We start from the raw sequence: 12,790 nt of genomic DNA, 5'->3' as shown, positions 1-12,790 counted from the left end.
CTTACTTGTAGATGCCGCAGCCGATGATCAGATCATCGACTTTTTCCACATAAGTAGATTTGGCTTCCACCGCCTGCGTTACGGGATTCGGCCACTGGTAGTTGATCCAGCCGCTGCCCTTGGACTTGGCCGTTTCGACAAATTCTTTGATCAGAAAAATCCCGTTCGGATCACGCAACTGGATCAGGTCTTTGCCTATCAGCTTGGGATTGGCACCATGGGCCAGATTGAAACCCTTCATGTCGTACACCATAATGTACAGATCACGGTCACGAAACTGACCTTTGGGATCATTAAAGGCAGCGAAAGCTTTATCGCGGCCATTGGCTTTCAGATAGTCGGCTGCCTTGCGCACCATCGCCATGGCCTGATCGGCCGTGCCGCGTTCCTGTGCCATGACACTGCCCTGCAGTCCCAGCGCCAGCAACACCAGCGCCATCAGCTTGAACAATTTGCTCATGATGTCTCCCGTTTTTTTGTGACATTACTGAACTACTCTGTCACGTTTATGGAAACCTCAGACTAGCACTAATCGGCAAACTGTTCACCTAACTGTGGCGTAACCGCCAAAGCAGCAAATATCAAAAACACATGTAGAAGCGGTTGGCCAGATCGAGCAGGAAGGATGGCTGCAGATAGGCCATGAACACCAGCGCCAGCACAGCCACGCCGGCCGCACGCAGCAGCCAAAGGCGTAGCATCATGCCGCCTTCAGCGCATCGCGCTGCAAGGTACGCTCGTTGATCGGCAGGTTGATCAGGCCTGCCATCACGCCGAGCGCAATGGCAATGCCCCAGACGATGTCATAACTGCCCTGCCGGGCGAACAGATAGCCGCCCAGCCAGACGCCGAGGAAGCTGCCCACCTGATGGGAGAAGAACACCACACCGGCCAGCATCGACATGTGTTTGACGCCGAAGATACCGGCAATGATGCCGTTCGTCAGCGGCACGGTGGACAGCCAGATCAGCCCCATGGCCGCCGCGAAGATGTACACCGAATACGGTGTCAGGGGCGCCAGCAGGAACAGGCTGATCACCACAGAGCGGGTCAGATAGATGGACGACAGCAGATAGCGCTTAGGCAGACGGCCACCCAGCTTGCCCGCATAGTAGGAGCCGATGATATTGGTCAGCCCGATCAGCGCCAGCGCCATCACGGCCACGCTAGGGTCCATGATGCCTTTGTCTTTCAGATAGGCTGGCAGGTGGGCACCGATGAACACCACCTGAAAACCGCAGACGAAATAGCCCGTCATGAGGAACAGGAAAGAACGGTTGCCGAACGCTTCACCGAGCGCCTCACGCACGCTCTGCTGCGGGCCATGATGATGCTCCACACGTGGTTCGCGCAGGAAGAAAGCCATTGGCACCATGGCCAGTACCACCAGCCCTGCCAGCAGGAAGAAAGCATGCTGCCAGCCTGCGGCAGAAATCAGCTGCTGCTCGACAGGCATCATCATGAACTGGCCGAACGAACTGGCCGCACCGGAAATGCCGAACGCCCAAGAACGTTTCTCAACGGGCGCGACGCGGCCAATAATGCCGCTAACGGCACCGAAAGCCGTACAGGCCAGACCGAAGCCGATCAGCACACCGGAACCGACCACGAACAGCGTAGCATCCTGCACCAGCGCCATCCACAGCAAGCCCGCCATATAGCTGATAGCGCCGGTAATCACCACGCGCATGGTGCCGAAACGGTCTGCCGCCATACCGGCAAACGGACCGAACACGCCCCACATCAGATTCTGCAGCGCCAGCGCCAGCGAATAAGTCTCGCGCGTCCAGCCATTAGCCTGTGAAATCGGCTGCATCCAGAAGCCCAGACCGTGGCGCACACCCATGGCCAGCGTCAGCACCACGCCAGTCGCGATTAACACAGTTTTCAGAGAGGGAGCACGGTGATCGAGCGACATATTAGCTTTCCAGCAAGTTTAAAGGCTTGGGGTCAGGTCGGGCAAAGTGTCGGTGTCAGGTCGGGCATTGGTGCGTTTCTTGAGAATTCTCAAATATCGACACATTGCCCGACCTGACACCTGCACTTTGCCCGACCTGACCCCGGTTGGTAGATTCTACCTAGTTTGCGGAATCGGCGCTGTAGACCAGTCCGATCTGGCGGCGGATCTCGTCCAGCGTGCCCATGATGGCCAGCGTGTCGTCGTGCGACATGACCGGGCTTTCGATCAGGCCGGCGCGCAGGCAGCGTCCTACTTCCTGCGCTTCATGGGTATAGCCATTCCCGGCAATCGGCAACTGCACGGTGCGCTCGCTACGGCTGCTGCCATCCACCAGCACCACGCTCAGCGTGCTGGTGTTGTGGAAGCGGTCGTGCAGGCGCAGATAGCCCTTGGTGCCGGAGATAACCAGCTCGGTGGGGCTGCGCGAACGCAGGCTGCACGAACAGGCCGAGACCCCGCCCTGCTGGTGTTTGAGGGTGAATACCGTCTGCATGTCCACGCCGCTTTCGGTCATTTCCGCCAGCGCCTGCACGCCCGTGACCGGGCCGAGGAAATAGGCCGCCATCGACAGCGGGTAGATCCCTAGATCGAGCAAGGCACCGCCGCCCAGAGCAGGATTGAACACCCGATGCTCAGGGCCGAAGTTGGCAGTAAAGCCGAAATCGGCGCTGACATTAGCCGGCACGCCGATTTCGCCGCTCTCGATAATCCGCTTGGCTTCTACCATGGCGGGAATGAAACGCGTCCACATGGCTTCCATCACGAACAGCTTTTTGCGGCGCGCCAGTGCGATGACTTCCTCGGCCTGACGGCGGTTCATGGTGAACGACTTTTCCACCAGCACAGCCTTGCCGCCATTCAGGCACAGCAAAGCGTTCTCGTGGTGCATAGGATGGGGCGTGGCGATGTAGATCACATCGACTTCGGGATCATCGGCCAGCGCCTGATAGCTGCCGTGCGCACGCTCGGCGCCGAACTCCTGCGCGAACGGGGCGGCGCTTTCCATGCTGCGCGAAGCCACTGCCACCAGTTTCGCGTCCGGCGTGATCTGCAGCGCGGCCGCGAAAGCTTTGGCGATTTTGCCGGTGCCGAGTATGCCCCAGCGTATGGTGGGATTAGTGGCGCCTTGCGTCATGCTGTGCTCTTTCTGCCGCCGCAGCGGCGCTATCGTCTATCAGATTTATTCGGGCTGTCGCTTGGGGCGGAACACGCTGGTATCGCCATAGAATCCGGCATCCTGCTGCGGCCACCAGCCCGGCACGCCCAGCGCCTGCATGGGCATGAAGTCGGCCGTACTGAGGCCATGCTCGGCCAGTTCCTGCGTGACCTTGGCATCGATCCAGTGACGCCGCCCCGTATGGTCTAGCGTGAAGAATTCATCGTCGGCCCACACCACGCGAGTATGCGCCGTAATGGCTTTGCGCGGTGCCACCAGCTTTTCCATCAGCGCGTGGCCGAACAGCCATACTTGCGCATCGGGGCCGAAATGCGCGCGCATATCGAGGAAGGCGGTCTGCCACTGATGCTCGCGCAGGGCGTTCACCAAAGCATGGCCGTCAGCGTTATCGCGCACTACCAGCAGGGCAGCATTCTCGTCGAAGATGGTGGCGCCATCGCGCGCAGGGCCGCGCGACTTGCCCACGCCATCACGGGCGATCTGCGCTGCCTGCAAAGCATTCAACTGCACCTTGATGCGGGGGAAGGTCAGCCACACCAGACCATTGAAGAAATCATGCAGATTCTCGCGCGTGGGCACGCCACCGGTGGCGCCGATAAACGCTTCGTAGGCGGTACCGTCGGGCAGTGCCGCCTGCGGTACGAAGTGAGTCGGCAAGTCCTGATGGTTACGCAGACCCAGCGCTGCCGCCTGCTGGTTCAGCGTCTCCATGAACGGCACGTCGGCCGACAGAAAGCCAGCCGCCGTGCGGATCGAGTCGTACCACGGACGCGACCAGTCGATTGCTGACTGCACGCCTTAAACCATTTTCCAGTTGATGGTTTCGCCAGCGTTGAGCGGCACGACCTGCTGGTCGGCCAGCGGCAGGGTTTGCGGCAGCGTCCACTGCTCGCGCTTGAGGGTGATGGTGCCGCTATTGCGTGGCAGGCCGTAGAAGGCCGGACCATTGAAGCTGGCGAAGGCTTCCAGCTTGTCCAGCGCACCGGCGCGCTCGAAGGCTTCCGCATACAGCTCCATCGCGTGCAGCGCGGTGTAGCAACCGGCGCAGCCGCAAGCAGCTTCCTTGGCGCCCTGTGCGTGCGGTGCCGAATCGGTGCCGAGGAAGAAGCGCTCGTCGCCGCTGGTGGCCGCCGTCACCAATGCCAGACGGTGTTCTTCGCGCTTCAGCACAGGCAGGCAGTAGTAGTGCGGACGGATACCGCCTTTGAAAATGTCGTTACGGTTGTACAGCAGGTGGTGCGCGGTAATCGTCGCCGCAATCGGGCCTTCCGCTTCAGCCACGTACTGCGCCGCGTGCTTGGTGGTGATGTGCTCGAACACGATGTTCAGCGCAGGGAAATCACGACGCAACGGGCGCATCACGCGCTCGATGAACACGGCTTCGCGGTCGAACAGATCGATCTCGGGATCGGTCACTTCGCCGTGTACGAGGAAAGGCATGCCCACTTCCTGCATCACTTCCAGCGTCTTGTAGCAGTTGGACAGATCGGTTACACCGGCATCCGAGTTGGTGGTAGCGCCAGCCGGATACAGCTTCACCGCATGCACGATGCCGCTCTCCTGCGCGCGGCGGATCTCGTCCGGCGCCGTGTTATTGGTCAGATACAGCGTCATCAGCGGATCGAACGACATCCCTTCCGGCAGCGCGGCCAGAATCCGGCTACGGTAAGCCTCGGCAGCCGCCGTGGTAGTGACCGGAGGTTTCAAATTTGGCATCACAATCGCGCGGCCGAACTGGCGCGCACTGTGCGGCAGCACGCTGGCCAGCGTTGCGCCGTCGCGCAGATGCAGGTGCCAGTCGTCTGGACGGGTAATGGTGATGCTGTCTTGGGTAGTTTCGAGGTTGGACATGTCGACGCGCTTTCAGGCTAATTCAGGCTAACAATGGCGAATTCCACCATTTTACCCCTACCAGCCCCCTAACTGGCAGCCCGTCCCCCTGCTCAGTGCACGATCCGGGCCAGAAACTCGCGCGCACGCTCGGAGCGCGGAGCGGCGAAAAAGGCTTCCTTGCTGCTGTCTTCCACGATCCGGCCCTGATCCATGAACAGTACCCGGTTGGCCACGCGGCGCGCAAAGCCCATTTCGTGCGTCACTACCAGCATGGTCATGCCGTCCTGCGCCAGCCCTACCATCACGTCCAGCACTTCGTTGATCATTTCCGGATCAAGCGCCGAGGTAGGCTCGTCGAACAGCATGGCGATAGGGTCCATGGCCAGCGCGCGGGCAATCGCCACGCGCTGCTGCTGTCCGCCCGAGAGCTGGCTGGGGAATTTATCCTGCTGCGCCAGCAGCCCCACCCGCTCCAGATAGTGCAGCCCGCGCGCCACCGCTTCGTCGCGGCTACGCCCCAGCACCTTGATCTGGCCCAGCGTCAGGTTGTCGCGCACGGACAGATGGGGAAACAGCTCGAAATTCTGGAACACCATGCCGATGCGCGCACGCAGCGCCGGCAGATCGGTGGCCTTGTCATTGACTTTGACGCCATCCACGCGGATTTCGCCCTGCTGCACGGGTTCCAGCCCGTTCACGGTCTTGATCAGGGTGGATTTGCCGGAGCCGGACGGCCCGCAGATCACCATCACATCCCCCTTTTCCACCCGTGCCGAGCAGTCCACGAGCACCTGAAACTGGCCATACCACTTGCTGACGTTGTTAATTTCGATCATATTTGAGCTGCTTAAAAAAACCGCACCAGCGGCTGTGGATGCGGCGCTGCAAGCGCTTGACAGCACCTAAGACCACAAGGATACTGCCAAACTTGCCAATAGTTTCATCAGCCGGACCATAAAATACCAGCTGCAGTCTGCGTCAGAACCTTTATGCGGCGGCCACCCCGCCCTCTGCGCAGGCACAGAGAGACACTACCACAGGGAACACACAACATGCAGAAACAAAGCCGATTGACCACTTACATCCTCGTGGGCCTAGCGCTCGGCATCTTTGCCGGCTACCTCGCCAACGTCAACATGGCCAAACCGGTGGAGTTTGCCGATTACATGGCGCTGATTACCACCCTGTTCCTTCGCCTGATTAAAATGATCATCGCGCCGCTGGTGTTCTCCACGCTGGTGTGCGGCATCGCCAAGATGGGCGATACCTCGGAAGTGGGCCGCATTGGCCTGAAAACGCTGGGCTGGTTCTTCGTCGCTTCGGTGATGTCGCTCAGCCTGGGGCTGATACTGGTTAACATCTTCCGCCCTGGCGACGCGCTGCTGGGCCACATGGCCGCAGCAACTGGCAAGGTCGATCTGGTGACCTCGGGCCTGACGCTGAAAGAATTCGTCACCCACCTGGTGCCTTCCTCCATCGTGGACGGCATGGCCAAGAACGAAATCCTGCAGATCGTGATTTTCTCGCTGTTCTTCGGTTCCGCCGCTGCGGCTGTCGGTGACAAGGCCAAAGTGATGGTCGATGCGCTGGACGGCGTGGCACACGTAATGCTGAAAGTAACCGGCTACGTGATGCAGTTCGCACCAATCGCCGTTTTCGCTGCCGTATCGGGCGTCATCGCCAAGAACGGTCTGGGCGTGCTGTCCACCTACGGCGTGTTCATGGCCGAGTTCTACTTCGGTATCGCGCTGCTGTGGGTACTGCTGATCGTGGTCGGCTTCCTGTTCCTCAAAGGCCGCATCTTCTCGCTGCTGCGCGAACTGCGCAGCCCTACCCTGCTGGCCTTCTCCACCGCGTCGAGCGAAGCAGCCTATCCGAAAACCCTGGAAGGTCTGGAGCGCTTCGGTGTGCGTAACCGTCTGGCCGCCTTCGTACTGCCGATCGGCTACTCGTTCAACCTCGATGGCTCGATGATGTACTGCACCTTCGCCACCGTGTTCATCGCTCAGGCTTACGGCATCGAAATGTCGCTGGGCCAGCAGATGACCATGATGATGGTGCTGATGCTGACCTCCAAAGGCATGGCCGGTGTGCCACGCGCATCGCTGGTGGTGATCGCTGCCACGCTGGGTCAGTTCAACATTCCGGAAGCCGGCATGCTGCTGCTGCTCGGTATCGACCACTTCCTCGACATGGCTCGCTCCGCCACCAACGTGATCGGTAACGGCGTAGCCACCGCCGTTGTGGCCAAGTGGGAAGGCGAGCTTGCCGCGCCGGGCGAAACCGATATGGTACGCGCGCGCTAAGACAGCGCCCACCGCACAAAATAAAGGCCGCTAATGCGGCCTTTATTTTTTTGCGTCGCCGCCAGCGTCAGCGATTCAGCTCAGGGCTGGCCAGCGTAGGTACGCACCAGCTCATGCAGGAAGGCGCGACCTTCCATCAGCGACTGCACGCCGATGTATTCGTTGAGGCCGTGGATATTACCCAGATCCGGCGTGAGGAAAATCCCGCTGATGCCATAGGTGGGAATCCCGGTCGCATTAAGGAACTGGCCGTCCGTCGCCCCCGATTGCAGGATAGGCAGCACGGGCACACCGGGCCACATTTTTGCCGTCAGCTTCTCCACCGGCTCCATGATGGCGCGGGTCAGTTCCGGCGGCGCCGAATTCTCGCCACGGATTTCCAGCGTCTCCACTTTCACTGCCGGATCGTTGATAGCCTTGACCAGCGCGAGGCGTACTTCTTCCTGAGACACGCCGGGGAAGATACGGCAGTTGACGTTGGCACGGGCACGCTGCGGCAGCGCGTTGGTGGCATGACCGGCATCGAGCATGGTCGCCACGCAGGTGGTGTGCAGCATGGTGGCCCAGCTGATATCGCGGCTATCGAGCAGCGCGACCGACTTGGCATCTTTCGGATTTTTCTCCACTGCCAGCATGGCCTTGGCCACGTCCGGATGTCCTTCGGCCGCCTGTATCTTGGCCATACCTTTCAGGTAGCCACGGCTGCCGTCCGTCAGCTGGTTAGGGAAGCTGAAGGTCTCGATTTTTTTCAGCGCACCAGCCAGTTGATAGATCGCGTTGATCTTCTGCGGGCGCGAGCTGTGGCCACCACGGTTGGTCACTTCAAGGCGATAGTTCTGCGCCACTTTTTCGCCTGCCTGCACCGTCATCGACACGCGGCGGCCGGCGGCATTGAGCTCACCGCCCGCACCTTCGTTCAGCGCGAAGCCCGCGTCGATCAGTTCGCGGCGGTTCTTGGTCAGCCATTCAGCGCCATTGAAGGCACCGGCCGTCTCTTCGCCGCAAGTCAGCGCCATCTTCAGCGTATGGCGCGGCACATAGCCTTCCGACTTGAAGCGCACCAGCGTATCGGCCCAGATAGCTGCCTGTGCCTTGTCATCGACCACACCACGGGCGAAGAACTTGCCGTCTTCCTCGATCAGCGTGAACGGATCACGCGTCCAGTCTTCGCGCTTGGCTTCCACCACATCGATATGCGCCAGCAGCAGGATAGCCTTGGCTTTCGGGTCACTACCGGGCAGCACGGCCACCAGGCCACCTTCCTTCGGATGCGCCGGATCGGCAAACAGATGCAAGTCCGCTTCAGGGAAGCCCGCCGTTTTCAACCGCGCAGCGATACGTTCGGCCGCCAGTGTGCAGCTACCGGACGACAGCGTGGTATTGGTTTCCACCAGCTCCTTATAGAGCGCACGGAACTGCTGTTCGGTCGGATCGGACGATGCATAGGCAGTCTGCACGCCGGCCATCAGCAGGCTGGCAGCTCCCAGCGTAACAAGGGACTTCATCGGAGACTTCATCTTGGCTTCCTTAGTTTAATGAAACTGCTTGTTCCAGATCGCTGGCTGGCGATGCGGGGTTCTCTTCGGCCGACGCCTGCTGGCGTTGCCACATTTGTGCATACAGCCCGTTCGCGGCCAGCAGGCTCTGATGGGTGCCACGTTCGACGATGCGGCCATGATCGAGCACCAGTATCTGCTCTGCGTCGGCCACGGTGGACAGTCGGTGAGCGATGACCATGGTGGTGCGGTTGCGCGCGATTTCCTTCAGTTGCTGCTGGATCGCCTGCTCGGCCTTGGAATCCAGTGCCGACGTGGCTTCATCGAAAATCAGAATAGCAGGATTTTTCAGCAGGGTACGGGCGATTGCCACGCGCTGCTTCTCGCCGCCAGACAGTTTCAGCCCGCGTTCGCCCACCATGGTGGCATAGCCATCGGGCAGGCTCTCGACGAAATCATGGATGGAGGCAGCACGTGCTGCCGCCACGATCTGCTCGTGCGTCGCCCCCGGCTTACCGTAAGCGATGTTGTATTCGATGGTGTCGTTGAACAGCACCGTATCCTGCGGCACGATGCCGATGGCATGGCGCAGCGAATCCTGCGTAATGGCACGCAGATCCTGCCCGTCGATGGTGATGCTGCCCTGATTAACTTCGTAGAAACGGAACAGCAATCGTGACAAAGTAGATTTGCCCGAACCGCTATGCCCCACCACGGCAGTCGTGGTACCGGCCGCGATGGTAAAGTCCACGCCGAACAGTATCTGGCGTTTCGGGTCGTAGCTGAACTCCACGTTATTGAAGCGTACTTCGGCGCCTTGAGTCTGCAGTGGCCGCGCGTCGGGCGCATCGGCCACTTCACGGTTCTGATCCAGCAGCGAGAACAGCTTCTCCATATCGGCCAGACTCTGTTTGATTTCGCGGTAGATCACTCCGAGGAAGTTGAGCGGGATGTACAACTGGATCATGAAGGCATTGACCAGCACCAGATCACCGAGCGTCATTTTGCCGTCGATGACGCCCTGCGTGGCACGCCATAGAATCAGCGTGACGGCCGTGGCGATAATCAGCGACTGTCCTGTATTCAGCAGCGACAGCGAAGTCTGCGATTTCACCGCCGCCGATTCGTAGCGCTGCAGCCCCTCGTCATAGCGCCTGGCCTCGTAGTCCTCGTTACCGAAGTACTTGACCGTCTCGTAATTGAGCAGCGAATCGATGGCCTTGGTATTCGCCTTGGAATCGAGGTCATTCATGGCGCGGCGGAAGTGGGTGCGCCAGTCGGTGATGAAAATGGTAAACGATATATACGTGACTAGCGCCACCACGGTAATCACGGTGAACCAGATGTCGTAGTGAGTGACCAGATAGCCCAGCACCAGCGCGATCTCCACCAGCGTCGGCAGAATGTTAAACAGTGTGTACGAAATCAGCGAACCGACAGCGCGCGTGCCCCGCTCGATATCGCGCGTCATCCCGCCCGTCTGACGGTTCAGGTGAAAGCGCAGCGACAGCGCGTGCAGATGGCGAAACACCTTGAGCGCAATGGTACGCACGGCACGCTGGGTCACACGCGCAAATAGGAACTCGCGCAGTTCGGTGAAAAAGGTGGTCGATACACGCAGCACGCCATACGCTACCAGCGCGCCCAGCGGCAGCACCAGCAGCGCCTGCGGATGGCTGGGCGAAATAGTCATCTGGTCGATCAGACTCTTCATCACCACTGGTACGCCCACGTTGGCCAGCTTGGCGCCGACCAGGCAGCCTAGCGCCAGCAGCACGCGCCACTTGTACACCCACAGATAGGGCAGCAGCGTCTTGATGGTAGCCATATCGCTACGGGTAGCGGCAGTCTGGCTGGCGGGGGCGGGCGAGGAATTAGAATAGCGGCGCATGGCGAAGGTCGGCGTTTTATGGTTCAATCCCGTTAATTGTAGCCCTTCAAGAGATTTCACGATGACCACCCCTGAAAATACCCCAGCCGTTGCCGTTCAAACCATCAACCGCGGTCTGCCCGCCGGTAAGATGCCGGAACTGCGCATGATGCCCGCGCCCTCCGATGCCAACGTGTATGGCGACGTATTCGGCGGCTGGATCATGGCGCAGGTCGACATTGCCGGTTCCCTGCCTGCCACCCGCCGCGCCAATGGCCGCGTTGCTACGATTTCGGTGAACTCCTTTGTATTCAAAAATCCCGTATTCGTGGGCGATCTGCTGTCCTTCTACGCCGACATCGTCCGCGTGGGGAACACCTCGATCACCGTCAACGTCGAGGTGTACGCCGAGCGCAACCGCCTGCAGGCCGATACCGTCAAAGTGACGGAAGCCACCCTGACCTATGTGGCCACGGACTCCGACCGCAAGCCGCGCAAAGTGCCACCGATCGAAACCCTGCTGCACCCATAAGATCCATTTCGCCGCGACCTGCACCAGCATGGACAGTCCGCGCCGCCAGTTCCTGCTGACCGGCGCCCGTCTGGGTGCGCTGACAGCGACCGGCCTGACAGGCAATGCAAGTGCCATGCCTGCCAGCGCCAGCAACTACCCGTTCAGTCTCGGCGTGGCATCCGGTTCGCCGCTGCCCAACGCAGTGGTGATCTGGACCCGCATCCTGCACGATCCCTTCAACGCTGCCGCCACGCCGCCACTGGCCTATGTGGTGCGCTGGCAGATGGCCGAGGACGAGCAGTTCCGCCGCATCGTCGCGGAAGGCACGGCCAGTGCTGCACCGGCACTCGCGCACAGCGTGCACGTCGACGTCACCGGCCTCGCACCCGAACGCTGGTACTGGTATCGCTTCATGCTGGGCGATGCCGTCAGCCCCGTAGGACGAACCCGCACAGCACCAGCGACTGGCAGCATGCCCGCCCAACTCAAACTGGCCGTAGCCTCCTGCCAGCACTGGGAATTCGGCAGCTATGCAGCGCACCGCCACATCGCCGCCACCGCGCCCGATCTGGTGGCCTTCCTGGGCGATTACATCTACGAATGGGGCCCTTACCAGCGCCAGCATCCGGCCAGCGCCGTGCGCAGCAACGAGAGCTTTACGCTGGCCGAATATCGCGCCCGCTACGCCCAGTACAAAAGCGACGCCGACCTGCAGGCCGCCCATCTGGTCGCACCATGGATAGTCACTTGGGATGATCATGAAGTCGCCAACGACTATGCCAACGACCGCGACGAGCGCCTATCGCCCGACTTCATGGCACGCCGCGCCGCAGCCTATCAGGCGTTCTACGAACACATGCCGCTGCGCCTGCCGCCGGCCGACTTTGCCAATCTGCGCATGTACCAGCGCTATGACTGGGGCCAGCTAGCGCGCTTCCATGTGCTCGACGACCGCCAGTACCGCGCCTACCAGCCCTGCACGCCGGCAGGCCGTGGCGGTTCGAGTTCCATGCTGGAGCGCGCCTGCAGCGCACTCAACGCCCCCACCCGCAGCATGCTGGGGCCGGAGCAGCAACGCTGGCTGGAACAGGGACTAGCCAGTTCTAGCGCGCGCTGGAACATCCTCGCCCAGCAGACACTAATGGCACCCAACAGCCAGCTACCGCTGCTGCATGACAATGATGGCCGCTACTGGACCGATGGCTGGGATGGTTATCCGGCCGCGCGCCAGCGCCTGTTCGACGCCCTTTACAACAGCCGCGCCAGCAATCCCCTGATCCTTGGCGGCGATGTCCACAGCTTCTTCGCCGCAGAACTGAACCGCCAGCCCACACGCCCGCGCTCACCGACTAATCCTGTGATCGCCACCGAATTCGTCGGCACCTCGGTCACCTCGTCGTCACGCCCGCAAGCCCGCACCGAGCAATACGTCAGCATGAACCACAGCCTGCGCTATGGCCGCAGCGACAAGCGCGGCTTCATGCTGCTGCATCTTACGCCTACCGACTGCACCACCTTATTCCTCGCGCTCGACGACGTGCATCAGGCCGACAGCGCCATCCGCACCTGCGCCAGCTTCCTCGTCCAGAATGGCCGCCCAGGCCTAATCCGTACATAAACTTGGGGTCAGGTCG

At 60.8% G+C, this 12,790-nt stretch carries 12 protein-coding genes; 3 read left to right on the top strand and 9 right to left on the bottom strand.

Annotated elements, in window-relative coordinates; translation table 11 throughout:
- Position 1: 1 nt before the first annotated feature.
- The 7 genes from ABNT42_RS02655 to ABNT42_RS02625 form a co-directional block, all read right to left on the bottom strand.
- On the bottom strand, positions 2-460 hold the full coding sequence (locus ABNT42_RS02655) for a cache domain-containing protein (RefSeq protein ID WP_348693654.1): 459 nt from the start codon (positions 458-460) through the stop codon (positions 2-4).
- A gap of 121 nt (positions 461-581) precedes the next feature.
- Entirely contained in the window at positions 582-704 is a 123-nt protein-coding gene (locus ABNT42_RS02650; RefSeq protein ID WP_267874321.1) for a hypothetical protein, read from the bottom strand.
- Positions 701-1,918 (bottom strand): MFS transporter, encoded by a 1,218-nt coding sequence (locus tag ABNT42_RS02645; protein ID WP_348693652.1) that lies wholly within the window; start codon positions 1,916-1,918, stop codon positions 701-703. The genes ABNT42_RS02650 and ABNT42_RS02645 overlap by 4 nt, the downstream gene beginning before the upstream one ends.
- Positions 1,919-2,078: 160 nt before the next feature.
- A complete protein-coding gene (locus tag ABNT42_RS02640; protein ID WP_348693650.1) occupies positions 2,079-3,095 on the bottom strand; it encodes a Gfo/Idh/MocA family oxidoreductase in 1,017 nt (338 codons plus the stop codon).
- Positions 3,096-3,140: 45 nt separating this feature from the next.
- Positions 3,141-3,932, bottom strand: coding sequence for a DUF3025 domain-containing protein (locus ABNT42_RS02635; RefSeq protein WP_348693648.1), 792 nt, complete (start codon positions 3,930-3,932; stop codon positions 3,141-3,143).
- Between the two features lie 3 nt (positions 3,933-3,935).
- Positions 3,936-4,988, bottom strand: coding sequence for a dihydroorotase (gene pyrC / locus ABNT42_RS02630; protein WP_348693645.1), 1,053 nt, complete (start codon positions 4,986-4,988; stop codon positions 3,936-3,938).
- Between the two features lie 92 nt (positions 4,989-5,080).
- Complete coding sequence (locus ABNT42_RS02625; RefSeq protein WP_348693642.1) at positions 5,081-5,806, bottom strand: amino acid ABC transporter ATP-binding protein; 726 nt, start codon at positions 5,804-5,806, stop codon at positions 5,081-5,083.
- A gap of 216 nt (positions 5,807-6,022) precedes the next feature.
- Here ABNT42_RS02625 and ABNT42_RS02620 point away from each other — a divergent pair, with 216 nt between their 5' ends.
- Complete coding sequence (locus ABNT42_RS02620; RefSeq protein ID WP_348693639.1) at positions 6,023-7,276, top strand: dicarboxylate/amino acid:cation symporter; 1,254 nt, start codon at positions 6,023-6,025, stop codon at positions 7,274-7,276.
- 80 nt (positions 7,277-7,356) lie between these two features.
- Here the strand turns inward: ABNT42_RS02620 and ABNT42_RS02615 are convergent, their stop codons facing one another.
- Both ABNT42_RS02615 and ABNT42_RS02610 read right to left on the bottom strand, forming a co-directional pair.
- Entirely contained in the window at positions 7,357-8,781 is a 1,425-nt protein-coding gene (locus ABNT42_RS02615) for a M20/M25/M40 family metallo-hydrolase (RefSeq protein WP_348693637.1), read from the bottom strand.
- A gap of 22 nt (positions 8,782-8,803) precedes the next feature.
- Positions 8,804-10,663: an ABC transporter ATP-binding protein/permease gene (locus ABNT42_RS02610; RefSeq protein WP_348693634.1), complete on the bottom strand. Its 1,860-nt coding sequence runs from the start codon at positions 10,661-10,663 to the stop codon at positions 8,804-8,806.
- Positions 10,664-10,724: 61 nt separating this feature from the next.
- Between ABNT42_RS02610 and ABNT42_RS02605 the strand changes: the two genes are divergently transcribed.
- Positions 10,725-11,174, top strand: coding sequence for an acyl-CoA thioesterase (locus ABNT42_RS02605; protein ID WP_155436619.1), 450 nt, complete (start codon positions 10,725-10,727; stop codon positions 11,172-11,174).
- 28 nt (positions 11,175-11,202) lie between these two features.
- Positions 11,203-12,774: an alkaline phosphatase D family protein gene (locus ABNT42_RS02600; protein ID WP_348693632.1), complete on the top strand. Its 1,572-nt coding sequence runs from the start codon at positions 11,203-11,205 to the stop codon at positions 12,772-12,774.
- The last annotated feature ends 16 nt before the right edge of the window (positions 12,775-12,790 follow it).

The sequence above is a fragment of the Duganella fentianensis genome (assembly GCF_964031615.1).
In the GTDB taxonomy this organism is placed as follows: domain Bacteria; phylum Pseudomonadota; class Gammaproteobacteria; order Burkholderiales; family Burkholderiaceae_D; genus Rugamonas; species Rugamonas fentianensis_A.
This window is presented reverse-complemented; position numbering and strand designations above follow the sequence as displayed.

Excerpts from the sequence above, each read along its gene's own strand:
- ABNT42_RS02655 (WP_348693654.1), bottom strand. The coding sequence starts at position 460 with ATGAGCAAATTGTTCAAGCTGATGGCGCTGGTGTTGCTGGCGCTGGGA.
- ABNT42_RS02650 (WP_267874321.1), bottom strand. The coding sequence starts at position 704 with ATGATGCTACGCCTTTGGCTGCTGCGTGCGGCCGGCGTGGCTGTGCTG.
- ABNT42_RS02645 (WP_348693652.1), bottom strand. The coding sequence starts at position 1,918 with ATGTCGCTCGATCACCGTGCTCCCTCTCTGAAAACTGTGTTAATCGCG.
- ABNT42_RS02640 (WP_348693650.1), bottom strand. The coding sequence starts at position 3,095 with ATGACGCAAGGCGCCACTAATCCCACCATACGCTGGGGCATACTCGGC.
- pyrC (WP_348693645.1), bottom strand. The coding sequence starts at position 4,988 with ATGTCCAACCTCGAAACTACCCAAGACAGCATCACCATTACCCGTCCA.
- ABNT42_RS02625 (WP_348693642.1), bottom strand. The coding sequence starts at position 5,806 with ATGATCGAAATTAACAACGTCAGCAAGTGGTATGGCCAGTTTCAGGTG.
- ABNT42_RS02620 (WP_348693639.1), top strand. The coding sequence starts at position 6,023 with ATGCAGAAACAAAGCCGATTGACCACTTACATCCTCGTGGGCCTAGCG.
- ABNT42_RS02615 (WP_348693637.1), bottom strand. The coding sequence starts at position 8,781 with ATGAAGTCCCTTGTTACGCTGGGAGCTGCCAGCCTGCTGATGGCCGGC.
- ABNT42_RS02610 (WP_348693634.1), bottom strand. The coding sequence starts at position 10,663 with ATGCGCCGCTATTCTAATTCCTCGCCCGCCCCCGCCAGCCAGACTGCC.
- ABNT42_RS02605 (WP_155436619.1), top strand. The coding sequence starts at position 10,725 with ATGACCACCCCTGAAAATACCCCAGCCGTTGCCGTTCAAACCATCAAC.
- ABNT42_RS02600 (WP_348693632.1), top strand. The coding sequence starts at position 11,203 with ATGGACAGTCCGCGCCGCCAGTTCCTGCTGACCGGCGCCCGTCTGGGT.